Source organism: Leifsonia aquatica, from assembly GCF_014190775.1.
Lineage (GTDB): Bacteria > Actinomycetota > Actinomycetes > Actinomycetales > Microbacteriaceae > Leifsonia > Leifsonia aquatica.
On sequence record NZ_JACHVP010000001.1, the window covers coordinates 324,215 to 350,038 of the forward strand.

The following is a 25,824-nucleotide window of genomic DNA, read 5'->3' on the forward strand; positions in this document are numbered from 1 at the left end:
CTGTCTTTAACCCTTGCGTTATATAACGCGGGGATGATAGCTTGCGTTCATGGACGCATTGGAAGCCGTCGGGGATCCCGTCCGCCGACGATTCGTGGAGCTGCTGGCAGCAGGTGATCGCACAGCAGGGGAGCTCGCCGCCCTGGCGGCGGACGAGTTCGGCATCAGTCAGCCCGCCGCATCACGGCACCTCCGTGTGCTGCGGGAGGTCGGCGTCGCCGATTCCCGTGTGAGCGGTCAGCAGCGGGTGTACACCCTCGATGGAGCCGGGCTCGCCGACGCGGCCGCCTGGTTCGACGGTCTGGGCGCGTTCTGGGAGCAGCGCCTCGACGCGCTCGGAACCGAGCTCGCCCGCGGCCGGAAGCAGACGCGCGCGGATCGGCACGTCCCCGCGCGGAAGGCCGGATCGTGACGCTCTGGGGAGACATCGCCCTCGACGGCGCGCGCCGCTCCGTCACCGTCGAACGGGAGTATCCCGCGACGCCTGCCGAGCTCTGGAGCGCGCTCACGGATCCGGCGCGCCTCGCCCGCTGGATCGGCGTATTCAGCGGCACGCCCGACGCATTCCAGCTCGACATGGGCGGGCCCGATCAGGACGCCCGGGTGACGGGACGCGTGCTCGCCTGCGAGCCCGAGTCGCGCCTCCTCGTCAGCTGGCGGTTCACCGGCGCAGGGGAGACCGAAGCCGAGACCGAACTCGAGGCGACGATCGAGCCCGCCGGGACGGCGTCCGCCATCCTGCGCCTGAACCACCGCCGCGTGCAGGCCGTGACCGCCTCGGTGTACGGCGCGGGCTGGCAGGACGTGCTCACGCACCTGGCCAGGGAGCTCGGAGCCTCCGCATCGGCGGAGGAGCACGACGGCTACCTCGGCGAGGCGGCCGACCCCGCGGCGTTCGACGAGGCTCTCGCCGACTACCGGATGGCGGAGGCCGCACTCGTCGCAGGAGAGACCGAGCGGGTCGACGGGCTCTCGGGCGTGCGACTGCGCCGGGTGCTCGACGCCCCGCGGGCGGACGTGTGGGACGCCCTCACCCTCCCGGACCGCGTCGGCCGCTGGCTCTGGCCCGTGCTCGGCTGGCCGGACGACCCCGCGCGCGAGCGGCGGTTGCGCCGCAGCGACGTCATGCGGCTCGGCGACGAGAACGTGGAGGGCGGCGTGCAGGAGCTGGAGGTGCTCGATCTCGTCGAGGGGCACCTCCTACGCCTCAGCTGGGGGAGCGCCTCGGTCGCCTTCCGCCTCGATGACGGCGACACCGGCACGACCGTCCTCACCCTGGTGCAGGACCCGATCGAGGAGATCTTCGGCGCCGGGCGGCTACGCTCGGCGCCGGACTTCGCGGCAGGCTGGCACTCGCTGATCGACCAGCTGACGCTCGAGCTCGCCGGCCTGACGGTCCCTGATCCGCAGGGGCTCTGGGAGGCCGCCTATCCGGTGTACGCCGACGACTAGACTGAGGAACCGTGTCTGAAACCACCGAAATCACCGAAGGCTCGGTCGAAGCGGCGGTCGAGGCGGCGCTCGCCGCGATCGACGCCGCGGGCGACTCGGCCGCGCTCAAGGCCGTGCGGCACGAGCACACCGCGGAGGGCTCGCCGCTCGCGCGCCTGAACGCGAGCATCCGCTCCCTCCCGGGCGACCAGAAGGCCGCGGCGGGCAAGCTCGTCGGCGGCGCCCGTGCCCGTGTGGGCCAGGCGTTCGCCGCCAAGGAGCAGGCGATCGCCGCCCAGGAGGAGGCCGCAGCGCTGGCCGCCGAGACGGTCGACGTCACCGCGCTCCCCTCCCGCTGGACCCCCGGCGCCCGGCACCCGCTGTCGCTCCTGCAGGAGCGCATCGCCGACAGCTTCGTCGGCATGGGCTGGGAGGTCGCGGAGGGACCCGAGCTCGAGAGCGAGTGGTACAACTTCGACGCGCTGAACTTCGACGCCGACCACCCGGCGCGCGCGATGCAGGACACGTTCTTCGCCGAGCCCACCGACTCGCACCTCGTGCTGCGCACCCACACCTCCCCGGTGCAGCTGCGGGCGCTGCTCGGCAACGAGCTGCCCGTCTACCGCATCGCGCCCGGGCGCGTGTTCCGCACCGACGAGTTCGACGCGACGCACCTGCCGGTCTTCACCCAGACCGAGGGCATCGCCGTCGACAAGGGCCTCACGATGGCGCACCTGCGTGGCACCCTCGACCACTTCGTGAAGACGCTGTTCGGCGAGGAGGCGAAGGTGCGCCTGCGCCCGAACTACTTCCCCTTCACCGAGCCGAGCGCCGAACTCGACCTGTGGCACCCGACCTTCAAGGGCGGCGCGCGCTGGATCGAGTGGGGCGGCTGCGGCATGGTCAACCCGAACGTGCTCCGCTCCGCGGGCATCGACCCCGACGTCTACTCGGGCTTCGCGTTCGGCGTGGGCGTCGAGCGGGCGCTGATGTTCCGCAACGACGTGAAAGACATGCGCGACATGGCCGAGGGCGATGTCCGCTTCTCCCAGCAGTTCGGAATGGTGGTCTGATGCGCGTCCCCCTGAGTTGGCTCGGCGAGTACGTCGACCTCGAGCCCGGAACGACCGCGGAGGAGGTGCACGCCGCCCTCGTCGCCGTCGGGCTCGAGGAGGAGGACATCCACACCTTCGAGATCTCCGGACCGGTCGTCGTCGGCGAGGTGCTCGACTTCGTCGAGGAGCCGCAGAGCAACGGCAAGACCATCCGCTGGTGCCAGGTGCGCGTCGCCCCCGAGGGGCAGACGGCAGCCGACGGCGGCGAGGACGTGCGCGGCATCGTCTGCGGCGCGAGCAACTTCCTGCGCGGCGACAAGGTCGTCGTGACGCTGCCCGGCTCGGTGCTGCCCGGTCCGTTCCCGATCGCGGCCCGCAAGACCTACGGCCACGTGTCGGACGGCATGATCGCCTCGACCCGCGAGCTCGGCCTCGGCGACGACCACGCCGGCATCCTGCGCCTCGTCACGATGGGCCTCGACCCGGAGGTCGGGACCGACGCGATCTCGCTGCTCGGCCTGGACGACACGGCCGTGGAGGTCAACGTCACGCCCGACCGCGGCTACGCGTTCTCGATCCGCGGCATCGCCCGCGAGTACTCGCACGCGACGGGAGCGGCCTTCCGCGATCCGGCCGACGCCGTCACGGTCGCCCCGGCGGCCGAGCACGCGCGCGGCTTCTCGGTCGCGATCGACGATCGCGCGCCCATCCGCGGGCGCATCGGCTCCAGCGTGTTCGTCACCCGCGTCGTGCGCGACGTGGACGGCAGCCGCCCGACGCCGCCGTGGATGGTGTCGCGGCTCAAGCTCGCCGGCATCCGGTCGATCTCGCTCATCGTCGACATCACGAACTACGTGATGCTGGAGCTCGGCCAGCCGATCCACGGCTACGATCTCGACAAGGTGACCGGCGGTCTCGTCGTGCGCCGGGCGCACCCGGGGGAGACCCTGGTCACGCTCGACGAGCAGGCGCGTGCGCTGCACGTCGAGGACCTCCTGATCACCGACGACTCCGGCGCGATCGGTCTCGCCGGCGTCATGGGCGGCGCCTCCACCGAGATCGGCGAGGGCACCACCAACGTCCTCATCGAGGCCGCGAACTTCGACCCCGTGTCGATCGCCCGCACCGCCCGCCGGCACAAGCTGCCGAGCGAGGCGTCCAAGCGCTTCGAGCGCGGGGTCGACCCGCGCGTCGCCGTGGCGGCTGCGGCGCGCGTCGTCCAGCTGCTCGAGCAGCTCGCCGGCGGCCACGCCGACGAGCTCGGCTCGCTGCACGATGCCGCGACCGACGCCGAGGCGATCCGCCTCCCCGACGGCTACATCGCCGGCCTCATCGGCGTGGAGTTCACCGCCGACGAGGTGCGCGGTGCGCTCGCCGAGATCGGCGGATCGGTCTCCGAGACCGCCGGTGCGCTCCTCGTCGTTCCGCCGAGCTGGCGGCCCGACCTGCTCGACAAGTCGGACCTCGCCGAGGAGGTCGCCCGCATCGTCGGGTACGACCGCATCCCCTCGGTGCTGCCGGTCGCGCCTCCCGGGCGCGGGCTCAGCCGCGAGCAGAAGCTCCGCCGCGGCGTCGCGCAGATCCTCGCGGACAACGGCGCCACCGAGGTGCTCGCCTTCCCGTTCGTGAGCGAGAAGCAGAACGACCTCTTCGGCTCGCCCGAGGCGGGCGGCGTGCCCGCCGTCAAGCTGGCCAACGCGCTCGACGCGACCGCGCCGTACCTGCGCACCTCGCTCCTCCCCGGGCTCGTCGACGTCGCCAAGCGCAACATCGCGCGCGGCCTGGTCGACCTGTCGATCTACGAGCTCGGGACGGTGTTCCTCCCGAGCGCCGACCGCCTGGGCAGCGAGACGCTCCCGCCCGGCGCCGCCCTCCCGGCGGACGAGACCCTCGACGCGCTGAACGCCGGCATCCCGGCCCAGCCGCGGCATCTCGCCGGGCTCGTCGTCGGCCACACGGTCGAGAAGCAGCCGGGACTGGAGGCGGTCGCCGCCGGCATCGCCGACGCCCTCGCCATGGTCGCGCAGACCGCTGCGGCGGTCGGCGTGCAGGTCCGCCCGGAGCAGAGCAGCCACCAGGCTCTGCACCCGGGACGAACCGCGCGCCTCATCGCCCGCGGTCGCGACGGCGTCGACACGGCGATCGGCTACGCGGGCGAGCTGCTCCCGGCGCTGGCCGCCGAGCTCGACCTGCCCCGCGTGGTCGCCGTGTTCGAGCTCGACCTGGACGCGCTCATCGCGGTGTCGTCCGACGACATCGTCGCCCGTGTGATCGCCGGCTTCCCGGCCGCGACGCAGGACCTCTCCCTGGTGGTGCCGGTCGAGGTGCCCGCGGGCGAGGTGCTCGACGCGGTGCAGGAGGGCGCCGGTGCGCTGCTCGAGGACATCCGCCTCGTCGACGACTACCGCGGCACCGGGCTGCCGGAGGGACGCAAGAGCCTGACGTTCGCCCTGCGCTTCCGTGCGGAGGACCGCACGCTCACCGCCGCCGAGGCGAGCGAGGCGAAGCTCTCCGGAGCGGCGCTCGCCGCCGAGCGGTTCGGGGCGGCCATCCGCGAATGACGTCGTGGCGCCCGCCGAGTGGCGGCGGGCGCCGCGGGGCCGCTAGGGTGGACGCATGCTTTCCGTCCGGTGCACCGTGAGTTCGCGTGCGGCCCTCGCCGCCCGCGCCCTGCGCCGACGCCTGCGCGACCGCCGAATCTAGGCGGCGTTCGGGCGACCCTTCGTGGGTCGACGTGGGCGTCGCCGTCGCCGAGGCCCCTGTCGTCCACTCACTAAGGAAGTAGCATGACCTTCTCGGTCGCCGTCGCCGGCGCATCCGGATACGCGGGTGGGGAGCTCCTCCGCATCCTCGCCGATCACCCGGACTTCGAGATCCGCACCGTGACCGCGCATCAGAACGCCGGTCACCCCCTCATCGCGCACCAGCCGCACCTGCGCTCGCTGGCGCACCTCGCGCTCGTGGAGTCCACGGCCGAGAACCTCTCGGGCCACGACATCGTCTTCCTCGCGCTGCCGCACGGCAAGTCGGGCGAGATCGCCGCGCAGCTGCCGGCGGAGACGCTCGTCGTCGACTGCGGCGCCGACCACCGCCTGGAGGACGCGGCCGACTGGGCCGCGTTCTACGGCGGCGAGCACTTCGGCGCCTGGGCGTACGGCGTCCCGGAGCTGCAGGTCGGAGACGGCCGCCAGCGCGAGAACATCGCCGGCGCCACGCGGATCGCCGCACCGGGCTGCAACGCCAGCGCCGTCTCGCTCGCACTCGCCCCGGGCATCCACGCCGGGCTGGTCGAGGAGCAGGACGTCGTCGCGGTGCTCGCGGTCGGTCCGTCGGGTGCGGGCAAGAGCCTCAAGACGATGTACCTCGCGAGCGAGATCCTCGGCTCCGCCAACCCGTACGCCGTCGGGGGCACGCACCGCCACATCCCGGAGATCCAGCAGAACCTCCGCAAGGCCGGCGCCACCGCCCCGACCGTCTCGTTCACCCCGGTGCTCGTGCCGATGTCGCGGGGCATCCTGGCGACCACGACCGCGCGGGTGAAGCCCGGCGTCACGCCCGAGCAGGTGCAGGCGACGTGGGAGGCCGCGTACGCGGACGAGCCGTTCGTGCACGTGCTGCCCGCCGGGTCCGTGCCGCGGACCGCCGACGTGCTCGGCTCGAACACGGTACTGATCGGGGTCGCCCTGGACGAGGCCGCTGGCCGCGTCGTGACGGTGCTCGCGATCGACAACCTCTACAAGGGGACGGCCGGCGCCGCCATCCAGTCCGCCAACATCGCCCTCGGTCTCGACGAGACGACGGGCCTCGCAGTGAATGGAGTCGCCCCGTGAGCGTGACCGCAGCATCCGGATTCGCCGCAGCCGGCGTGGTCGCCGGGCTCAAGTCGAGCGGCAAGCGCGACCTCGCCCTGGTGCGCAACCTCGGCCCGCTCACCGCCGCGGCCGCCGTCTTCACCACCAACCGCTGCAAGGCGAACCCGGTGCTGTGGAGCGAGCAGGTCATGACCGACGGTGTGGTCTCGGCGATCGTCCTCAACTCCGGCGGCGCCAACTGCTACACCGGCGCGCAGGGCTTCCAGACCACGCACGCGACGGCCGAGGCCGTGGCCGAGCGGCTCGGCGTCTCCGCCGGTGACGTGCTCGTCTGCTCGACCGGTCTGATCGGCGACCAGCTCGACCTCGGCAAGCTCGTCGCGGGTGTCGAGGCCGCCTCCACCGCCCTGGCGACCGACGCGGGTCTGGGCGCCGCCGAGGCCATCATGACCACGGACACACGGCCGAAGGAGGCCGAGCATCGCGCGCCCGAGGGCTGGACGGTCGGCGGCATGGCGAAGGGCGCCGGGATGCTGGCGCCGGGCCTCGCGACGATGCTCGTCGTGCTCACCACCGACGCCGTGCTCGACTCCGAGCAGCTGGACCGCGCACTGCGCACCGCCACCCGGGTCACCTTCGACCGGCTCGACTCCGACGGCTGCATGTCCACCAACGACACCGTCGCCCTGCTCGGCTCCGGCGCGAGCGGCGTGGTGCCCGACGAGGCGGCGTTCGCGCTCGCCCTGACCGAGGTGTGCCGCAGCCTGGCCGAGCAGCTCCAGGCCGACGCCGAGGGCGCCTCCCACGACATCGCCATCGAGGTCGTGAACGCGCACTCGGAGGACGAGGCGGTGGAGGTCGGACGTGCGGTGTCGCGCAGCAACCTCTTCAAGGCCGCGATCTTCGGCAACGACCCCAACTGGGGCCGGGTGCTCGCCGCCGTCGGCACGACCGATGCCGCGTTCGACCCGTACGGGATCGACGTCGCGATCAACGGCGTCCAGGTCTGCACGGCGGGGGAGCCGGACCAGCCGCGCGACCTCGTCGACCTCGCGCCCCGCGCCGTGCACGTGCTGATCGACCTGCACGCGGGAGCCGAGACGGCGACCATCCTGACCAACGACCTCACGCACGACTACGTGCACGAGAACAGTGCGTACGCCAGCTGATATGACGACTCCTTCAGACATCGACCCCGCCGGCATCGACACGGCAGCCATCGACACCGAGGCCATCGACGAGGCGGAGGACCGCTCTGCGGCAGCCGCCAAGGCCGCGACCTTGATCGAGTCGCTGCCGTGGCTCAAGCGATTCCACGACCAGATCATCGTCATCAAGTTCGGCGGCAACGCCATGGTGAACGAGGACCTGCAGCGCACCTTCGCCGAGGACATGGTCTACCTCCGCTACGCGGGCATCCGCCCGGTCGTGGTGCACGGCGGCGGACCGCAGATCTCGGCGATGCTCGACCGGCTCGGCATCCACTCCGAGTTCCGCGGCGGCTACCGCGTGACCACCCCGGAGGCGATGGATGTGGTGCGCATGGTGCTCACCGGCCAGATCAGCCGCGACATCGTCAGCAACATCAACAAGCACGGCCCGCTCGCGGCCGGCCTCTCGGGAGAGGACGCGGGCCTGTTCCAGGGTCGGCGCCGCGGAGCGGTCGTGGACGGCGAGGAGGTCGACCTCGGTCTCGTCGGCGACGTGGTCGGAGTGAACCCGGAGGCCGTGCACGCGCAGATCGCGGCCGGCCGCATCCCGGTCGTCTCCTCCATCGCGCCGGACATCGACGACCCGGGGCAGGCGCTCAACGTGAACGCCGACGCTGCGGCGGCCGCGCTCGCCGTCGCCCTCGGAGCCGCGAAGCTGGTCATCCTGACCGACGTCGCCGGCCTCTACAGCGACTGGCCCGACCGCGACTCACTGCTGTCGAAGATCGACTCCGACGACCTGCGCGAGCTGCTGCCCTCCCTCGAGTCGGGCATGATCCCGAAGATGGCGGCCTGTCTCGACGCGGTCGACGGCGGCGTGGAGAAGGCGGCCATCATCGACGGGCGCGTGCCGCACTCGATCCTGCTCGAGGTCTTCACGCAGTCCGGAATCGGAACGGAGGTGGTGCCCGCGTGAGCGAGCTGACACAGGGACAGTGGAAGGGTCGCTTCGGCGACGCCATCATGCGCACGCTGGCGACGCCGAAGCTGATGCTGGCGCGCGGCGAGGGCTGCCGGGTCTGGGACACGGACGGGGTCGAGTACCTCGACTTCCTCGCCGGGATCGCGGTCAACTCGCTCGGGCACGCGCACCCGGCACTGGTGGAGGCGGTGAGCCACCAGGTGGGCACGCTCGCCCACGTCTCCAACTACTTCTCGACCGCACCGCAGCTGGAGCTCGCCGAGCGCCTCCGCACCATCACCGGCGCGGGCGATCAGGGCCGCGTGCTCTTCGGCAACTCGGGCGCCGAGGCCAACGAGGCCGCCTTCAAGCTCGCGCGCCTGAACCGCGGACCGCACGGCCACCGCACCCGCGTGCTCGCGCTGAACAACGCGTTCCACGGCCGCACCATGGGCTCCCTCGCCCTCACCGGCAAGCCGCCGATGCGCGAGGCGTTCGAGCCGCTCCCGGGCGGAGTCGAGCACATCGACTCCACGATCGCGGCGCTGGAGGCGGCGATCGACGACCGCGTCGCCGCGCTCTTCATCGAGCCGATCAAGGGGGAGGCGGGCGTGCTCGACCTGCCCGCCGGCTTCCTGGCCCGTGCCCGCGAGCTCACCGAGCAGCACGGCGCGCTGCTCATCCTGGACGAGATCCAGACGGGCGTCGGCCGTACCGGCCGCTGGTTCGCCTACCAGCACGAGGGCATCCTCCCGGACGCGGTGACCGTCGCGAAGGGGATCGCGGGCGGTGTGCCGATCGGTGCGCTCGTCACGTTCGGCTGGGCATCCGACCTCTTCACCCAAGGCCAGCACGGCTCCACGTTCGGCGGCAACCCGCTCGCGACCGCGGCCGGCAACGCCGTGCTCGGCGAGATCGAGCGCGCCGGCCTGGTCGAGAACGCCGCTCGCCGCGGGGAGGAGCTGCGGGCCATCATCCGGTCCTACGACTCGCCGCTCATCGGCGACGTGAGCGGCGCCGGCCTGCTGATCGGCATCGGGCTCACCGAGGGGGAGGCGCACCGCCTGTCCGACGCCGCCCTCGCCGAGGGGCTCATCATCAACGCCCCGAACGAGTCCAGCATCCGGCTCGCGCCGCCGCTGATCGTGGGCGACGCCGAACTGGCGGAGTTCCGGGAGCGCTTCGGCCGCGCCCTCGCCGCCCTCTGACCTCCCGAGACGAAAGAATCCGATGACCAGGCACTTCCTCCGCGACGACGACATCTCCCCGGCCGAGCAGGCCGAGATCCTGGCCCTGGCGGCCGAGCTCAAGCGCGACCCGTACGCGCGCAAGCCGCTGGAGGGACCGCAGACCGTCGCCGTGTTCTTCGACAAGACCTCGACCCGCACGCGCGTCTCGTTCGCCGTCGGCATCGCCGACCTGGGCGGCAGCCCGCTCGTCGTCTCGAGCGCGGACAGCCAGCTCGGCGGCAAGGAGTCGGTCGCCGACACCGCGCGAGTGCTCGAGCGCATGGTCTCCGCCATCGTCTGGCGCACCTTCGCCCAGGCGGGCCTGGAGGAGATGGCGGCGGGCACCAGGGTGCCGGTCGTCAACGCGCTGTCGGACGAGTTCCACCCCTGCCAGATCCTGGCGGACCTGCAGACCATCCAGGAGCACAAGGGCTCGCTCGCCGGGCTGACGATGAGCTACTTCGGCGACGGCGCGAACAACATGTCGCACTCGTACCTGCTCGGCGGCGCGACCGCCGGGATGCACGTGCGCGTCGCCGCCCCCGCGGAGTACGCGCCCGACCCGGCGATCCTCGCCGACGCGCGCCGCATCGCCGAGAGTACGGGCGGCTCGGTGGAGGTCTTCACCGACGCGGCGGCCGCGGCGGCCGCCGCCGACGTGGTCGTCACCGATACCTGGGTGTCGATGGGGCAGGAGGCGGAGAAGGCCCAGCGCCTCGCCACCTTCGGCGACTATCAGGTCGACGCCGCGATCATGGCGCAGGCCGCACCGGGCGCGATCTTCCTGCACTGCCTGCCCGCCTACCGCGGCTACGAGGTGGCGGCGGACGTCATCGACGGCCCCCAGTCCGTGATCTGGGACGAAGCCGAGAACCGGCTGCACGCGCAGAAGGCCCTGCTGGCCTGGCTGCTCGCGAAGAACCAGGAGGAGGCCGCATGAGCGAGGACACGGACGGCACGGACGGCACCGGGGTCGGCAAGACCGGCGAGGGCTCCCTCTGGGGCGCCCGGTTCGCGGGAGGACCCTCACCCGAGCTGGCAGCGCTGAGCAAGTCCACCCACTTCGACTGGGCGCTCGCCGCCTACGACATCGCCGGCTCCCGTGCGCACGCCACGGCGCTCGCCGCAGCGGGCTACCTGGACGACGCCGAGCTGGCGGGCATGCTCGCCGCACTCGACCAGCTGGACGCCGACGTCGTCTCGGGCGCGTTCGTCGCGGCCGAGTCCGACGAAGACGTGCACGGCGCGCTGGAGCGCGGCCTGATCGAGCGCGCGGGCGCCGAGCTCGGCGGCAAGTTGCGCGCCGGCCGCAGCCGCAACGACCAGATCGCCACGCTGGTGCGCCTCTACCTGCGCGACCACGCCGGGGTCATCGCCGAGCGGCTGATCGCCCTCATCGACGCGATCGCCTCGCAGGCCGACGCGCACCCGACGGCGATCCTCCCGGGTCGCACGCACCTCCAGCACGCCCAGCCGGTGCTGCTGGCCCACCACCTGCTGGCGCACACCTGGCCGCTCGTGCGCGACTTGGAGCGTCTGGCCGACTGGGACAAGCGCGCCGACGTCTCGCCCTACGGCTCGGGCGCCCTGGCGGGCTCGACGCTCGGTCTCGACCCGCTCCTGGTGGCGCGCGAGCTCGGCTTCGCCGCCAGCTCGGAGAACTCGATCGACGGCACCGCCGCGCGCGACGTGGTGGCGGAGTTCGCCTTCATCGCCGCGCAGATCGGTGTCGACCTCTCCCGCTTCGCCGAGGAGATCATCCTCTGGAACACCCGCGAGTTCGGCTTCGTCACCCTCGACGACGCCTACTCGACCGGCTCGTCGATCATGCCGCAGAAGAAGAACCCCGACATCGCCGAGCTCGCCCGCGGCAAGGCCGGCCGCCTCATCGGCAACCTGACCGGACTGCTCACGACGCTCAAGGGCCTCCCGCTCGCGTACAACCGCGACCTGCAGGAGGACAAGGAACCGGTGTTCGACTCGGTGCAGACGCTGGAGGTCGTGCTCCCCGCCTTTGCGGGCATGGTCGCCACCCTCCGCTTCCACACCGACCGGATGGCGGAGCTCGCGCCGCAGGGCTTCTCGCTCGCGACCGACGTCGCGGAGTGGCTGGTCAAGCAGCACGTCCCGTTCCGGAACGCGCACGAGATCACCGGCAGCCTGGTGAAGTTCGCCGAGGAGAACGGCCTGGAGCTGCACGAGGTGGACGATGCCCAGCTCGCCGCCGTCTCGCCGCTGCTGACCCCGGAGGTGCGCTCCGTGCTCACCGTCGAAGGCTCGGTCGCCAGCCGCGCCGGCGTCGGAGGGACGGCACCGGATCGGGTGGCCGAGCAACTCGCGGCCCTCACCGAGCGCGTGCGCGCCTTCACCGGCTCGTTCGCCGCGACGCGACGGGACCTCGTCTGATGGCCCGCCCCGAGCAGACGCCGCCGAAGCGTCCGTGGATCATCCCGACGATCGTCGTGGTCGCGATCGCGGTCATCGTCGTCGGGCTGATCGTCGCGGTCGCCGCCGGCGGCCGCATCTTCTGACGCGGACCCGGCCCGCGATGCCGCTGCACCATCCCCGACGCGAGGTCTTCGAGGCGTCGTCGCTGGAGGTCGCGCCGCGCCTCCTCGGCGCCGTGCTCCGCCACACCACCGCCCAGGGGACGGTCGGGCTCCGCATCACGGAGGTGGAGGCGTACATCGGCGACGGGCTGGACCCCGGTTCGCACGCCTTCCGCGGCCGCACCAAGCGCAATGCGGTGATGTACGGCCCGCCCGGGCACCTGTACGCGTACTTCACATACGGGATGCACGTGTGCGCCAACGTCGTCTGCTCGCCGGAGGGCGAGGCCACGGCGGTGCTCCTGCGGGCGGCCGAGGTGGTCGAGGGGGAGTCCCTCGCGGAGGTGCGCCGGGTCGGAGCGAGCGGCCGCACCATCCCGCACCGCGACCTCGCGCGTGGACCGGCGCGGCTGGTCGTCGCGGCCGGGATCGCGCTGGCCGACGACGGCGCGGACCTGTTCGGCGGTCGCTTCGAGCTGCTGCTGCCGGACGAGCAGGCGGAGTACGCGACCGGCCCGCGCACCGGTGTCTCGGGCGCCGGCGGAGGAGGGGCCTTCCCGTGGCGCTACTGGCTGCCGGGCGACCCGACGGTGTCGCCGTACAAGCGGCACCCGAAATCGGACGACTGAGCGTCGACGACTGAGCTCAGGCAGCCACGAAGCGGAACAGGCCCGCGCAGACGCACGCCCAGGTGATGCTGACGAGCGTGCCGATGATGAACCGCTCGCGCGCCTCGGCGGTGTCGAGCTCGGTGAAGCGGCCGACGCCCTTGATGGCGATGAGCACGCCGAGGGCCTCCGGGAAGCCGGCCATGATCGCGCCGGTGGTGGCGAAGCGCTCCAGGAAGCCGATGGTGGTGCCGCCGCGCAGCACTTCGCGAGTGGCGTCGGCGGCCGAGCCGGTGGAGCGGTCGTGCACGACGATGCCGCCGTGGTCACCCGCGACCGTCGTGCTGCGCGTGGCGAGGGCGAGGACCAGCTGGGAGGCGGGCCCGCCTCCCGCGACACTGAGCGCGAGCGCCGCGATGCCGATGAAGAGGCGGAACTCCAGGGGAGCCTGCTCCTGCGGCAGCACCGCGAGGACGAACGCGACCGCGAGGAGGCCGCTCGCCGTGTAGACGAGAGGGCGCCGGGGCGTGCGCAGGGTGGCGACCATGCAGCAGAGGGCGGCGATCGTCAGCAGCAGGACGAGCACCCACACCGCGTGCGGGAAGAAGAAGGCGAGGAAGGCCGCCGGGGGCAGTGTCGTCATTCGTCCTCCGATTCGTGCGCGGTCGCGGGGGGAGCGACGAGCTGGGCGGCATCGGCGCTCGCCAACAGCCTAGTCAGGGCGGGGACGGCCGCCAGCTCGACGCGGAGGTTCGCGGCGCGGGCGCGATCACTCACCGACTGCGGCGTGATCCCGAGTCGTGCGCCGGCCTCGGCCTGGGTCAGGCCCGCGGAGATGAGGTCGTAGAGCTCCCAGCCGGCGGGGGAGCGCCCGTCCCGGAGGGTGAGGAGGAGGTCGGCGAGGGCTTCGACGTCGTGAGCGGCCTCGGGGTCGGCGACCGCCTCCACAGCGAACCGCGTCGGGGACTTCTTCGCGCGCCCGACCGCAGTGCGCGCCGCGACGAAGGCGTCTCCACTCGCGGCACGGGTCTGTGCGGGGAGGGGGAGGCGGACCGAGCCGAGTCCGACCCCGACGCTCCAGAGGCCGTCGCGGGTCAGCTCGAGCACCAGGGCGAAGGCGGTCGCGGGGTCGCGCGTCAACGCCTGGAGCTCGTCTCCGGCGTTGCGGTCGATGGGCAGGGCGAGGGTCTCGCCGTGGCGCTCCTGCAGGGCGCGCATCGTCTCGGTGGCGAGGTCGGGGCCGGTGCGGCTGCCGACCTGGTCCGCGGTGATCACGAACATCGGTCCTCCTGGCTGGTCAGGGCTGGTGGCCTGACTGGAACTCTATCAGGCGTAGGGACCTGATTGCTAGTAGATCAGGCCCCTGGCCCTGATTCAGGACGGCCGGGGAGGCGGCCCTCCCGCTGATAATCTGGGCAGATGTCCGAATCCGCCACCCTCGAAACGCAGGCCATCGACCCGTCCTTCGACGACATCTGGGACGAGCTCGTCTGGCGCGGTCTCGTCCACGTCTCCACCGACGAGGCCGCACTCAAAGAACTCCTCGCGGGCGGACCGGTCACGTATTACTGCGGCTTCGACCCGACGGCGGCGAGCCTCCACCTCGGCCACCTCGTGCAGCTGCTCACCATGCGCCGCCTCCAGCTGGCCGGCCACAAGCCCCTCGGACTCGTCGGCGGTTCGACCGGTCTGATCGGCGACCCGCGCCCGACGGCCGAGCGCACGCTGAACACGCGCGAGACCGTCGCCGAGTGGGTGCGCTCGCTGCAGGGCCAGGTGTCGAAGTACCTGAGCTTCGAGGGCGACAACGCCGCGCGCCTCGTCAACAACCTCGACTGGACGGCGCCGCTCTCGGCGATCGACTTCCTGCGCGAGATCGGCAAGCACTTCCGCGTCGGCACCATGCTCAAGAAGGACGCCGTCTCGGCGCGCCTGAACTCCGACGAGGGCATCTCGTACACCGAGTTCAGCTACCAGATCCTCCAGGGCCTCGACTTCCTCGAGCTGTACCGCCAGTACGGCTGCGTGCTGCAGACCGGCGGCAGCGACCAGTGGGGCAACCTCACCAGCGGCACCGAGCTCATCCGCAAGGTGGAGGGCGCCCACGTGCACGCCATCGGCACGCCGCTCATCACCAACAGCGACGGCACCAAGTTCGGCAAGAGCGAGGGCAACGCGATCTGGATCGACGCGGAGCTGACCAGCCCGTACGCGTTCTACCAGTTCTGGGTCAACACCGACGACGCGGACGTGATCAGCCGCCTCAAGGTGTTCACGTTCCTCACCCGCGACGAGATCGCCGAGTACGAGCACAAGGTCGCCGACGAGCCGTTCCGCCGCGAGGCGCAGCTCCGGCTCGCCCGCGACGTGACGACCCTCGTCCACGGCGTCGAGCAGACCGAGGCGGCCATCGCGGCGGCCGAGGCGCTGTTCGGCCAGGGCGACCTCGCCTCCCTCGACCGAGCCACCCTGGAGTCGGCCCTGCGCGAGCTGCCGAACACGACCACCGCGCCGGGCACGACGATCGCGCAGGCGCTCGCCGACACCGGGCTCACCAAGAGCCTCGGCGAGGCGCGCCGGGCGGTCGCCCAGGGCGGCGTGTACACGAACAACGCGAAGGCGGAGGACGCGGATGCGCCCATCGGTGGCGCGGCGCTCCCGGGCGGGATGGTCGTGCTGCGGCGCGGCAAGAAGACGCTCGCCGGCGTGTTCGTCGAATAGGCCGACGAGTAGTCTGAACGCATGTCCGACCAGGATCGTGACGACAGCGACGACGCGCTGGTGGCCCGCCTCGAGGTGATCGAGGAGCAGCCGCTCGCCGCGCGTGCCGACGCGTACGCCCAGCTGCACGCCGAGCTCTCCGAACGGCTCGAGGGAGCCGACGCGCAGCGGCATGGCTGAACGGCTCGACGTCGCTCTCGCCACGCGCGGACTGGCCCGGTCGCGCACGCACGCCGCGACGCTGATCGCCCAGGGGTTGGTGACCGTGGACGGCGCGCCCGTCGTGCGCGCGTCGGCCAAGGTGGGCGAGGAGCAGAGCGTCGAGGTCGCGGGCGCCGACCACTACGTCAGCCGCGGCGCGCACAAGCTGGTCGCCGCGCTCGACGCCTTCGACGTGCCGGTGACGGGGCGCCTCGCGCTCGACGCGGGCGCCTCCACCGGCGGCTTCAGCCAGGTGCTGCTCGAGCGCGGCGCGGCGCGGGTGATCGCGGTCGACGTCGGCCACGGCCAGCTCGCCCCGCAGCTGATGCAGGAGGAGCGGCTCGCGTCGTTCGAGGGCGTCAACGTGCGCTCCCTCACCGCCGAGCAGCTGGCGGGATTGACGGGAGACGACGCACGGCCCGATCTCGTCGTCGCCGACCTCTCGTTCATCTCCCTCGGCCAGGTGCTGCCCGCCCTGCGCGAGACGGTCGTGCCGGAGGCGGACTTCGTGCTGCTGGTAAAGCCGCAGTTCGAGGTGGGCCGCACCGGCGTGCGCGAAGGCATCGTGCACGACCCCGTCCTGCGGGCGGACGCGCTGACCGGTGTGCTCTGGGCCGGGTTCGACCTCGGGCTCGGCACCGCGGGCGTGATCGCCTCGCCGATCGCGGGCTCGCACGGCAACCGCGAGTTCCTCATCCACCTCACGGAGCGCGGTGCGAACCCGACGGAGTGGCTCGACCGGGCGCAGGAGCTCGCCGGCTGAGCGCAGGCGGCAGCGGGCGCAGGCCCGGCGGAACATCCCGTGAATTCTCCACAGGTGCGGGCGATCGACCCAGACCGGGCCGATTCTCCGACAGAATGGGATGACGAGCACGACCGGAGGGAGAGTCGGGTATGGGAGCAGCGACGCGATACATCCTCGTCGTCGCGCACACCGGCCGTCAGGACTCCCTCGACGCGGGCGTGCGCGTGTGCACGCAGCTGCTCGAGGCCGGCGTCATCCCGGTGCTCAGCGCGGACGAGCGGCGCGACCTCCTCGCGGCGGAACCGGGCCTCGACCGCATCGCCCTCCTCGGCGACGAGGTCGCGGCCGACGAGCTGGAGCTCGTGATCGTGCTCGGCGGCGACGGCACCATCCTGCGCGCGGCCGAGCTGGTGCGCGGCTGCTCCGCGCCGCTGCTGGGCGTCAACCTGGGCCACGTCGGCTTCCTCGCCGAGAGCGAGCGCGACGACCTCGAGATCGCGGTCGCACGCGGCCTCTCGAAGGACTATACGGTGGAGGAGCGCATGACGCTCTCCGCCCGGGTGAAGGTCGGCGACGAGGTCGTCTACGACAGCTGGGCGCTGAACGAGGCCACGGTCGAGAAGGCCAGCCGCGAGCGGATGCTCGAGGTCGTGATCGAGGTCGACGGCCGGCCGATGTCGAGCTTCGGCTGCGACGGCGTCGTGATGTCGACCCCGACGGGATCGACCGCCTACTCGTTCTCCGCAGGCGGCCCAGTCGTCTGGCCGGGTGTCGCCGCCCTGCTGCTGGTGCCGCTCAGCGCGCACGCGCTGTTCTCGCGGCCGCTGGTGGTCGACGCGGAGTCGTCGCTCGCCGTCGAGCTGCTCGACCGCACGGGCGGCGAGGGCATCCTCTGGTGCGACGGCCGGCGGGCCTTCGACCTGCCGCGTGGAGCCCGCGTGGTCGTGCGCCGATCGCCGGTGCCCGTGCGCCTGGCGCGCCTGCACCCGGGGCCGTTCACCGACCGGCTGGTGCAGAAGTTCGATCTTCCCGTCACGGGATGGAGGGGGCCGGCGGGCCGTGACTGACGTGACTGACGTGCGTGGAGCGATCGAGGAGATCTCGATCAAAGACCTGGGTGTGATCGCCGACGCCTCCCTGCCCCTGGGCGCGGGATTCACCGCGATCACCGGCGAGACCGGCGCGGGCAAGACGATGGTGGTCTCCGCCCTCGGCCTGCTGCTCGGGTCGCGCGCCGACACCGGCGCGGTGCGACTGGGGAGCGGCCAGGCCTGGGTCGAAGGGCGCTGGCGCGTCATCGACTCCGGTGACGTCGTCGAGCGCGTCCGCGACGCCGGTGGCGACGTCGACGCCCTGGGCGGGGGAGCGGCGGAGCTTGTGCTGAGCCGCTCGGTCTCCGCCGAGGGGCGCTCGCGCGCCGTCGTCGGCGGACGCAGCGCCCCGGTGAGCGTGCTCACCGAGCTCGGCGAGCAGCTCGTCGTCGTGCACGGCCAGTCCGACCAGATCCGGCTGCGGTCCGCGGTCGCCCAGCGCGAGGCGCTCGACCGCTTCGCCGGGCCCGACTTCGGCACGGCCGTCGACGCGTACGCGCAGGTCTTCCACCGCTGGCGCGACAACACGGCCGAGCTCGACGAGCTCGTCGCCGACCGCGACCGTCGCTCGCGCGAGGCGGAGGACCTCCGGCTCGCGATGTCCGAGATCGAGACGCGCGCGCCGCAGCCCGGCGAAGACGATGAGCTGGCGGAGCGCGCCGAGCGCCTCACCAACCTCGAAGAGCTGCGGCTCGCCGCGGCCGGTGCCCGCGAGTTGCTGTCGGCCGAGGAGTCCGAGGGCGCGGATGCGCTCGGTCTGCTCGACAACGCGCGCCGCCAGCTCGACCGCATGGCGCCTCACGACGCCGCGCTGGGGCCGCTCGCCGAAGCCGTGGCCAACGCCAACTACCTCATCTCCGACATCGCCGCGCAGCTGTCGACGTACCTCGACGGACTCGACACCGACGGCGCCCACGAGCTCGGGCTGGTGCAGGAGCGGCGCTCCGAGCTGGCCACGCTCGTCCGCAAGTACGGTCCGACCCTGGACGACGTGATCCGCACCCTCGAGACGGGCAGTCTGCGCCTGCTGGAGCTCGACGGCGACGCCGACCGCATCGAGGAGCTGGCGCGGGAGGTCGAGGCCGACGAGGCGCTGGCCGCCGAGCTGGCCGCCGACCTGAGCGCCCGCCGCCGGGAGGCCGCCGAGCGCCTCTCCGCCGCCGTCTCCGACGAGCTCTCCGCCCTCGCGATGCCCGACGCCCGGGTCGTCGTCGAGGTCACCGAGCGCGACGAGTACTCGTCGACCGGTCGCGACCAGGTGTCGATCCTGCTCCAGCCGCATCCCGGCGCCGAGCCCCGTCCGCTCGGCAAGGGGGCGTCAGGCGGCGAGCTCTCGCGCGTCATGCTGGCGATCGAGGTCGTCATCGCGGGCGCCGACCCGGTGCCGACCTTCATCTTCGACGAGATCGACGCGGGCGTGGGCGGTGCTTCGGCGATCGAGATCGGCCGCCGGCTGGCGCGGCTCGCGGAGAGCGCGCAGGTCATCGTCGTCACCCACCTGGCCCAGGTCGCCGCGTTCGCGACCAACCACCTCACGGTCGTGAAGGGCAACGACGGATCGGTCACGGCCTCCAGCGTGCGCCGCCTCGACGGCGACGAACGCATCGCCGAGATGGCGCGCTTGCTCTCCGGCCTCCCCGACTCCGAGAGCGGGTTGGCGCACGCGCGCGAGCTCGTCGAGATGGCGGCCGCTGCACGCTGAACCTCCGCGGCGCGCGAACCACTCGCAGCCGATGGTGATAAGCTGCAAGCCCGTGGTGGATAAATCTGAAGCGGGCATCTCGAACGGCATTACCAAGCACATTTTCGTGACCGGTGGTGTCGTTTCTTCGTTGGGCAAGGGCCTCACGGCGGCCTCCCTGGGCAACCTTCTGACCGCGCGCGGACTCCGCGTCGTGATGCAGAAGCTCGACCCCTATCTGAACGTGGATCCGGGGACGATGAACCCGTTCCAGCACGGCGAGGTCTTCGTGACCGACGACGGCGCCGAGACGGACCTCGACATCGGACACTACGAGCGGTTCCTCGACATCAACCTCGGCCAGTCGGCCAACGTGACCACGGGCCAGATCTACTCGAACGTGATCGCCAAGGAGCGGCGCGGCGAGTACCTCGGCGACACCGTGCAGGTCATCCCGCACATCACCGACGAGATCAAGCGCCGGATGCGCCTCCAGGCCCAGGCCGGCCCCGACGGCGAGCCCGCGCCCGACGTCATCATCACCGAGATCGGCGGAACGGTCGGCGACATCGAGTCGCAGCCGTTCATCGAGTCGGCGCGCCAGGTGCGTCACGAGCTCGGCCGCAAGAACTGCTTCTTCGTGCACGTCTCGTTGGTGCCCTTCATGAACGCCTCCGGCGAGCAGAAGACCAAGCCCACGCAGCACTCCGTCGCCGCGCTCCGCTCGATCGGCATCCAGCCGGACGCGCTCGTGCTCCGCAGCGACCGCCCGGTCTCCGAGAGCAACAAGCGCAAGATCGCGCTCATGTGCGACGTGGACGAGTCGGCTGTGGTCAACGCCGTCGACGTGCCGAGCATCTACGACATCCCGACCATGCTGCACGACCAGGGCCTCGACGCCTACATCATCGACCAGCTCGGCCTCGACAAGGCGGCGGACGTCGACTGGAACGGCTGGGCGCGCCTGCTGGAGGCCGTGCACGACCCGAAGCACGAGGTCACCATCGGCCTGGTCGGCAAGTACATCGACCTCCCGGACGCGTACCTGTCGGTCACCGAGGCGCTCCGTGCGGGCGGCTTCGCGCACCAGACCAAGGTGAAGCTCAAGTGGATCCCGTCGGACGAGTGCCAGACCGCCGAAGGCGCCGCCCACCAGCTGAGCGAGGTCGACGCGATCTGCGTGCCCGGCGGCTTCGGCGTGCGCGGCATCGAGGGCAAGGTCGGCGCCCTGCGCTTCGCCCGCGAGAACGGCATCCCCGCGCTCGGCCTGTGCCTCGGCCTGCAGTGCATGGTCATCGAGTACGCGCGTCACGAGGCGGGCCTCGCCGGCGCGTCCTCGTCGGAGTTCGACCCCGAGACCGAGTTCCCCGTGATCGCGACGATGGCGGAGCAGGTCGAGATCATCGCCGGCGGCGACCTGGGCGGCACCATGCGCCTCGGCCTCTACCCGGCCGTGCTCGCCGAGGGCTCCCTCGCCGCCGACCTGTACGGCTCGAACGAGGCCAGCGAGCGCCACCGCCACCGCTACGAGGTCAACAACAACTACCGCGAGCAGATCGCCGACGCCGGTCTGTGGTTCTCGGGCACCTCGCCCGACGGTCACCTCGTCGAGTACGTCGAGCTGCCGCGCGACGTGCACCCGTTCTACATCGGCACCCAGGCCCACCCGGAGCTGCGGTCGCGCCCGAACAACGCGCACCCGCTGTTCGCCGGCCTGGTCGGCGCGGCGCTCGAGCGCCAGAAGGCGAGCCTGCTCTTCGAAGTCGCCGCGGAGGGCTGATGAGCGACCGTCTGCTGCAGGACGAGCCGTTCCGCCCCGAGATCGTCTCGTCCGAGGCGGTCTTCGACGGCCGGATCTGGGATGTGCGCCGGGACGTGTTCCGCTACAACGGCGAGGACATCACCCGTGAGTACGTCGACCACACCGGTGCCGTCGCGGTGCTCGCTCTGGACGACCAGGAGCGGGTGCTGCTGATCAAGCAGTACCGGCATCCGGTGCGGCACCGCGACTGGGAGATCCCGGCCGGGCTCCTCGACATCCGCGGCGAGGATCCGCTCACCGCGGTGAAGCGCGAGCTCGCCGAGGAGGCGGACCTGGTCGCCGACGAGTGGAACGTGCTGACCGACATCTTCACCAGCCCTGGTGGCAGCGACGAGGCCATCCGCATCTACCTGGCGCGCGGTGTGCGCCCGGCGGCGGAGGCTTTCGCGCGCGAGGAGGAGGAGGCCGACATCGAGACGGCGTGGCTGCCTCTCGACGACGCGGTGGACGCGGTGCTCGCCCGGACGGTGCACAACGCGCCGCTCATCATCGCGGTGCTCGCGGCACGGACGGCCCGCGAGAAGGGCTGGGCCACGCTCGGTGCGGCGGACGAGCCGTGGCCGACCCACCCGAAGCTCGCCGGGGAATGACCGCAGCGGCGGAGGTGGACGCCTTCCTGAGGCACGTGACGATCGAGCGCGGCCTCTCGGCGAACACCGTCGCCGCCTACCGGCGCGACCTCGCCGTCTACACGGCGTGGCTCGACGAGCGCGGCGCGGCCGACCTCCGCGAGGTCACGAGCCCGATGGTCTCGGAGTTCGTGGCGCACCTCGGAACGCGGCCCGAGTCGCCCCTCACTGCATCCTCCCTCGCGCGGGTGCTGTCGACGGTCCGCGGCTTCCACCGGTTCCTGCTGGAGGAGGGGCGGGTGGAGCAGGATGTCGCCCACGAGGTGCGCCCTCCGAAGCTGCCCAGCCGCCTCCCGAAGGCCATCACGATCGACCAGGTGGCCGCCCTGCTGGCGGCGACCGACGGCGAGGAGGTCGCCAACCTGCGCGACAAGGCCCTGCTGGAGCTCATGTACGCCACGGGTGCACGCGTCAGCGAGGCCGTCGGGCTGAACGTGGACGACGTCATCGACGCCGACATCGTGCGGCTGACGGGCAAGGGCAGCAAGCAGCGCATCGTCCCGCTCGGCAGCTACGCCCGCACGGCGGTCGACGCCTATCTCGTGCGCGCGCGGCCCCTGCTCTCGACCAAGGGCCGCGCGACGCCCGCGCTGTTCCTCGGGATGCGCGGGGCGCGGCTCTCGCGCCAGAACGCCTGGCTGATCATCCGGGCCGCCGCCGAGCGGGCGAACCTGCCCGTCGAGATCTCGCCGCACACCCTGCGCCACTCCTTCGCTACCCACCTCCTCGCCGGGGGAGCGGACGTGCGCGTCGTGCAGGAGCTGCTGGGGCACTCGTCGGTCGCGACGACCCAGATCTACACGCTGGTCACGGCCGACACCCTGCGCGACGTCTACACGTCGGCGCACCCGCGGGCGCGCTGATCGGCGGCCCCGCGAACCGCCGCTCTCCCGCCCGGCGGCAGGGGTTCGCCCCGGATAGACTGTCCCCTTGAACAGACCGCCAACGACAGGGACGAGGAACACCCCGGTGACGCGCAACGACCAGGTCAGGACCGAGCTTCCCGGTATGGACGAGGCTTCCCTCACCACGAAGCTCGGACCCACCGGGCGACCCCTGCGCGCGTTCCCCCAGCCCGCCCCGCTGAACCAGCACGGCCCCGCCCGCATCGTGGCGCTCTGCAACCAGAAGGGCGGGGTCGGCAAGACCACGACCTCCATCAACCTCGGCGCCACCCTCGCGGACTACGGCCGTCGCGTGCTGGCCGTCGACTTCGACCCCCAGGGTGCGCTCTCGGCCGGCCTCGGTGCGCAGACGCACGACGTGACGACGATCTACGACCTGCTGCTGAACCGCAACGCGGACGTGCAGGGCGCCATCCAGACCACGAGCGTCCCCGGCCTCGACATCATCCCGGCGAACATCGACCTGTCGGCGGCGGAGGTGCACCTCGTCAACGAGGTCGCCCGCGAGCAGATCCTCGCCTCGGTGCTGCGCAAGGTCAGCGCCGACTACGACGTCATCCTGATCGACTGCCAGCCCTCACTCGGCATCCTGACCGTGAACGCCCTGACGGCGAGCCACGGCGTGCTCATCCCGCTCGAGTGCGAGTACTTCGCGCTGCGCGGCGTCGCCCTGCTGATCGAGACCATCGACAAGGTGCGCGAGCGGCTCAACCCGGCGATCGAGCTCGACGGCATCCTGGCCACCATGTACGACTCGCGCACGCTGCACTCGCGCGAGGTGCTGGAGCGCGTCGTGGACGCGTTCGGCGACCGCGTGCTGGAGACGGTGATCTCGCGCACGGTGAAGTTCCCGGACGCCTCGGTCGCGGGCACCCCGATCACGCAGTTCGCCCCCGAGCACGCCGCCGCCGAGGCCTTTCGCCAGCTCGCGCGGGAACTGATCTTCCGTGGCGCCGTCGCCTGACGACGCCCCGCAGGGCACCCTGGCGACCCCGTCCGCCGCGGACGCGGGAGCCGAGGCGGCCGCGACCGACGACGCGGCACCCGCAGATGCTGGATTCCGCGTCGCGGTCGGCGCGTTCGAAGGGCCGTTCGACCTCCTGCTCTCGCTCATCACGAAGCACGAGCTCGACATCACCGAGATCTCGCTGAGCCGCGTCACCGACGAGTTCATCGCCTATCTGCGGGCGCTCGACACCGAGGACAGCCTCGACGAGGCCAGCGAGTTCCTGCTCGTGGCCGCGACCCTGCTCGACCTCAAGGTCGCCGGGCTGCTGCCGCAGGGCGAGCTCGTCGATGCGGAGGATGTGGCGCTGCTGGAGGCGCGCGACCTCCTCTTTGCCCGGCTGCTGCAGTACCGCGCCTTCAAGGAGGCGTCGGCGTGGTTCGCGGGGACGCTGGAGGCCGAGAGCAGCCGGCACACCCGCACGGTGCGGCTGGAGGATAAGTTCCGCCAGCGCGACCCGGAGCTGGTGTGGACGCTGGGCCTCGACGACTTCGCCGCGCTCGCGACCCTGGCGATGACGCCGCGTGAGATCCCCGTCGTGGGGCTCGACCACCTGCACGCACCGCTGGTCAGCATCCGGGAGCAGGCGGCCGTGGTCGTCGGGATGCTGCGCGGTGGCGACCAGTTGTCGTTCCGGCAGCTGGTCGCGGGCGCCGAGCAGAAGGGCGTCGTCATCGCGCGCTTCCTCGCCGTGCTCGAGCTGTACCGGCACGCGGCCATCGCGTTCGAGCAGCTGGAGCCGCTGGGCGAGCTGACGCTGCGCTGGACGGCGGAGCACTGGTCCGAGGAGAACCTGTCCAACCTGGGAGCGGATTATGACGGTTGAGAACGTGTCCGAGCTCGTGGACGCGACCGACTCGACGGAGGTGCCGGCGCCCGTCGCCGACACCGACATCGAGCGCGCGCTGGAGGCGATCCTCATGGTCGCCGACGAGCCGATGAGCATCGTGACCCTGGCGACCGCCGTCGGCGCCCCGGTCAAGCGGGTGCGGCAGGCGATCGACGTGCTGGTGGAGGACTTCGACGGCAACGCCCCGGGCGGGAGCGTGCGCCGCGGCTTCGAACTGCGCGAGGTCGGAGGCGGCTGGCGCGTCTACGTGCGCGCCGAGTACGACCAGGTCGTCGCCGGCTACGTGCTGCAGCAGAACCCCACCAAGCTCTCGCAGGCCGCGCTCGAGACGCTCGCCGTGATCGCCTACAAGCAGCCGATCAGCCGCGGCGCGATCGCGTCCATCCGCGCGGTCAACGTGGACTCCGTCGTCCGCACCCTGCTGGGCCGCGGGCTCATCACCGAACTCTTCACCGACAGCGAGACGGGTGCCATCAACTACGGCACGACCGACCTGCTGCTCACCCAGCTCGGCATCAACTCGGTGGACGAGCTGCCCAAGATCTCCCCGCTGCTGGCGGACGGAGCGGAAGGATTCGATGCCGATGTCCGTTGAGGACGCACCCCAGGGCGAACGCCTGCAGAAGGTCATGGCCGCCGCCGGAGTCGCCTCCCGCCGCGTCTCGGAGCAGCTGATCGTCGAGGGCCGGGTGACGGTCAACGGCCAGGTCGTCACCGAGCTGGGCCGCCGCATCGACCCGGAGAATGACAAGCTGGCCGTCGACGGCACCGCCGTGCAGCTGGACACCAGCCGCCGCTACGTCATGCTCAACAAGCCCGTCGGCGTGGTCAGCTCGATGCGCGACGAGCAGGGGCGCCCCGACCTCTCGCGGTTCACCTCCGAGTTCGCGGAGCGGCTGTTCAACGTCGGGCGGCTGGATGCGGAGACCTCCGGGCTGCTCATCCTCACGAACGACGGGGAGCTCGCCCACGTGCTCGCGCATCCCAGCTTCGGCGTCACCAAGACCTACATCGCGCGCGTGCGCGGCCAGGTCACGCCGCAGACGATCGCGCGCCTGACCCGCGGCGTCGAGCTGGAGGACGGCCCGATCTCCGCCGACCGCGCGCGCCTGCTCCAGGGGGGCGGCGGCGCGAACGACAGTCTCGTCGAGCTGACCCTGCACTCCGGCCGCAACCGCATCGTGCGCCGCATGATGGCGGAGGTCGGGCATCCCGTGATCGAGCTCGTCCGCCGCCAGTTCGGCCCGCTGCACCTCGGCACCCTGAAGGTCGGCGCGATGCGCGACCTGACGAAGGAGGAGCTGGGCAAGCTGCTGACGATCTCCCGCGAGGGCTCTGCCGACTCCGCGGACTCCGCCGAGCGCTGACCCCCCCCTC

The 25,824-nt window shown here is 72.0% G+C and carries 26 protein-coding genes; 24 read left to right on the top strand and 2 right to left on the bottom strand.

Going from position 1 to position 25,824, the window contains the following annotated elements:
- The first annotated feature begins 49 nt into the window (after positions 1-49).
- The 12 genes from FHX33_RS01480 (at position 50) to FHX33_RS01530 (ending at position 12,817) form a co-directional block, all read left to right on the top strand.
- Positions 50-412 carry an ArsR/SmtB family transcription factor gene (locus FHX33_RS01480; RefSeq protein ID WP_021764868.1) on the top strand — a complete coding sequence of 121 codons (363 nt, stop codon included), beginning with the start codon at positions 50-52 and terminating at the stop codon, positions 410-412.
- Positions 409-1,452 (top strand): SRPBCC domain-containing protein, encoded by a 1,044-nt coding sequence (locus tag FHX33_RS01485; RefSeq protein WP_183428077.1) that lies wholly within the window; start codon positions 409-411, stop codon positions 1,450-1,452. The genes FHX33_RS01480 and FHX33_RS01485 overlap by 4 nt, the downstream gene beginning before the upstream one ends.
- Before the next feature lie 11 nt (positions 1,453-1,463).
- A complete protein-coding gene (gene pheS / locus FHX33_RS01490) occupies positions 1,464-2,504 on the top strand; it encodes a phenylalanine--tRNA ligase subunit alpha (protein WP_183428078.1) in 1,041 nt (346 codons plus the stop codon).
- Entirely contained in the window at positions 2,504-5,047 is a 2,544-nt protein-coding gene (gene pheT, locus FHX33_RS01495; RefSeq protein ID WP_183428079.1) for a phenylalanine--tRNA ligase subunit beta, read from the top strand. Before pheS ends, pheT begins: the two co-directional genes overlap by 1 nt.
- Before the next feature lie 225 nt (positions 5,048-5,272).
- On the top strand, positions 5,273-6,316 hold the full coding sequence (gene argC, locus FHX33_RS01500; RefSeq protein WP_021764100.1) for an N-acetyl-gamma-glutamyl-phosphate reductase: 1,044 nt from the start codon (positions 5,273-5,275) through the stop codon (positions 6,314-6,316).
- The gene (gene argJ / locus FHX33_RS01505) at positions 6,313-7,467 is read left to right on the top strand and encodes a bifunctional glutamate N-acetyltransferase/amino-acid acetyltransferase ArgJ (RefSeq protein WP_039923062.1); all 1,155 of its coding nucleotides are present in this window, start codon (positions 6,313-6,315) and stop codon (positions 7,465-7,467) included. Before argC ends, argJ begins: the two co-directional genes overlap by 4 nt.
- A 1-nt stretch (position 7,468) precedes the next feature.
- Positions 7,469-8,425, top strand: a complete 957-nt coding sequence (gene argB, locus FHX33_RS01510; RefSeq protein WP_021764102.1) for an acetylglutamate kinase — start codon at positions 7,469-7,471, stop codon at positions 8,423-8,425.
- A gap of 47 nt (positions 8,426-8,472) precedes the next feature.
- Positions 8,473-9,618, top strand: coding sequence for an acetylornithine transaminase (locus FHX33_RS01515; protein ID WP_246396971.1), 1,146 nt, complete (start codon positions 8,473-8,475; stop codon positions 9,616-9,618).
- Positions 9,619-9,640: 22 nt separating this feature from the next.
- A complete protein-coding gene (argF, locus tag FHX33_RS01520) occupies positions 9,641-10,579 on the top strand; it encodes an ornithine carbamoyltransferase (RefSeq protein WP_021764104.1) in 939 nt (312 codons plus the stop codon).
- Complete coding sequence (argH, locus tag FHX33_RS01525) at positions 10,576-12,045, top strand: argininosuccinate lyase (RefSeq protein WP_183428080.1); 1,470 nt, start codon at positions 10,576-10,578, stop codon at positions 12,043-12,045. Before argF ends, argH begins: the two co-directional genes overlap by 4 nt.
- Positions 12,045-12,170: a hypothetical protein gene (locus tag FHX33_RS21870; RefSeq protein ID WP_021765105.1), complete on the top strand. Its 126-nt coding sequence runs from the start codon at positions 12,045-12,047 to the stop codon at positions 12,168-12,170. The genes argH and FHX33_RS21870 overlap by 1 nt, the downstream gene beginning before the upstream one ends.
- A 17-nt stretch (positions 12,171-12,187) precedes the next feature.
- Complete coding sequence (locus tag FHX33_RS01530) at positions 12,188-12,817, top strand: DNA-3-methyladenine glycosylase (protein WP_183428081.1); 630 nt, start codon at positions 12,188-12,190, stop codon at positions 12,815-12,817.
- 16 nt (positions 12,818-12,833) lie between these two features.
- Here FHX33_RS01530 and FHX33_RS01535 read toward each other — a convergent pair whose 3' ends face one another.
- Positions 12,834-13,439: a hypothetical protein gene (locus FHX33_RS01535; protein ID WP_021758122.1), complete on the bottom strand. Its 606-nt coding sequence runs from the start codon at positions 13,437-13,439 to the stop codon at positions 12,834-12,836.
- Positions 13,436-14,077, bottom strand: coding sequence for a hypothetical protein (locus FHX33_RS01540; RefSeq protein WP_021758123.1), 642 nt, complete (start codon positions 14,075-14,077; stop codon positions 13,436-13,438). Before FHX33_RS01540 ends, FHX33_RS01535 begins: the two co-directional genes overlap by 4 nt.
- Positions 14,078-14,215: 138 nt before the next feature.
- Here FHX33_RS01540 and tyrS point away from each other — a divergent pair, with 138 nt between their 5' ends.
- From tyrS to FHX33_RS01600, 12 genes are all read left to right on the top strand, one after another.
- Positions 14,216-15,517 carry a tyrosine--tRNA ligase gene (gene tyrS, locus FHX33_RS01545; RefSeq protein WP_021758124.1) on the top strand — a complete coding sequence of 434 codons (1,302 nt, stop codon included), beginning with the start codon at positions 14,216-14,218 and terminating at the stop codon, positions 15,515-15,517.
- Positions 15,518-15,538: 21 nt separating this feature from the next.
- On the top strand, positions 15,539-15,697 hold the full coding sequence (locus tag FHX33_RS01550; protein WP_021758125.1) for a hypothetical protein: 159 nt from the start codon (positions 15,539-15,541) through the stop codon (positions 15,695-15,697).
- Positions 15,690-16,481 carry a TlyA family RNA methyltransferase gene (locus FHX33_RS01555; protein ID WP_183428082.1) on the top strand — a complete coding sequence of 264 codons (792 nt, stop codon included), beginning with the start codon at positions 15,690-15,692 and terminating at the stop codon, positions 16,479-16,481. The genes FHX33_RS01550 and FHX33_RS01555 overlap by 8 nt, the downstream gene beginning before the upstream one ends.
- Before the next feature lie 131 nt (positions 16,482-16,612).
- On the top strand, positions 16,613-17,530 hold the full coding sequence (locus FHX33_RS01560) for an NAD kinase (RefSeq protein ID WP_021755623.1): 918 nt from the start codon (positions 16,613-16,615) through the stop codon (positions 17,528-17,530).
- A 1-nt stretch (position 17,531) separates the two neighbouring features.
- The gene (recN, locus tag FHX33_RS01565; RefSeq protein WP_183428402.1) at positions 17,532-19,256 is read left to right on the top strand and encodes a DNA repair protein RecN; all 1,725 of its coding nucleotides are present in this window, start codon (positions 17,532-17,534) and stop codon (positions 19,254-19,256) included.
- Between the two features lie 31 nt (positions 19,257-19,287).
- Positions 19,288-21,015 carry a CTP synthase gene (locus FHX33_RS01570; RefSeq protein WP_021764455.1) on the top strand — a complete coding sequence of 576 codons (1,728 nt, stop codon included), beginning with the start codon at positions 19,288-19,290 and terminating at the stop codon, positions 21,013-21,015.
- Positions 21,015-21,647, top strand: a complete 633-nt coding sequence (locus tag FHX33_RS01575; protein ID WP_021764456.1) for an NUDIX domain-containing protein — start codon at positions 21,015-21,017, stop codon at positions 21,645-21,647. The genes FHX33_RS01570 and FHX33_RS01575 overlap by 1 nt, the downstream gene beginning before the upstream one ends.
- Positions 21,644-22,549, top strand: a complete 906-nt coding sequence (gene xerD, locus FHX33_RS01580) for a site-specific tyrosine recombinase XerD (RefSeq protein WP_021764457.1) — start codon at positions 21,644-21,646, stop codon at positions 22,547-22,549. Before FHX33_RS01575 ends, xerD begins: the two co-directional genes overlap by 4 nt.
- Before the next feature lie 106 nt (positions 22,550-22,655).
- Positions 22,656-23,555 (top strand): ParA family protein, encoded by a 900-nt coding sequence (locus FHX33_RS01585; protein WP_021764458.1) that lies wholly within the window; start codon positions 22,656-22,658, stop codon positions 23,553-23,555.
- Positions 23,539-24,423, top strand: a complete 885-nt coding sequence (locus FHX33_RS01590; protein ID WP_021764459.1) for a segregation and condensation protein A — start codon at positions 23,539-23,541, stop codon at positions 24,421-24,423. The genes FHX33_RS01585 and FHX33_RS01590 overlap by 17 nt, the downstream gene beginning before the upstream one ends.
- The gene (scpB, locus tag FHX33_RS01595) at positions 24,413-25,042 is read left to right on the top strand and encodes an SMC-Scp complex subunit ScpB (RefSeq protein WP_021764460.1); all 630 of its coding nucleotides are present in this window, start codon (positions 24,413-24,415) and stop codon (positions 25,040-25,042) included. The genes FHX33_RS01590 and scpB overlap by 11 nt, the downstream gene beginning before the upstream one ends.
- Entirely contained in the window at positions 25,032-25,814 is a 783-nt protein-coding gene (locus FHX33_RS01600) for a pseudouridine synthase (protein ID WP_039923326.1), read from the top strand. Before scpB ends, FHX33_RS01600 begins: the two co-directional genes overlap by 11 nt.
- The last annotated feature ends 10 nt before the right edge of the window (positions 25,815-25,824 follow it).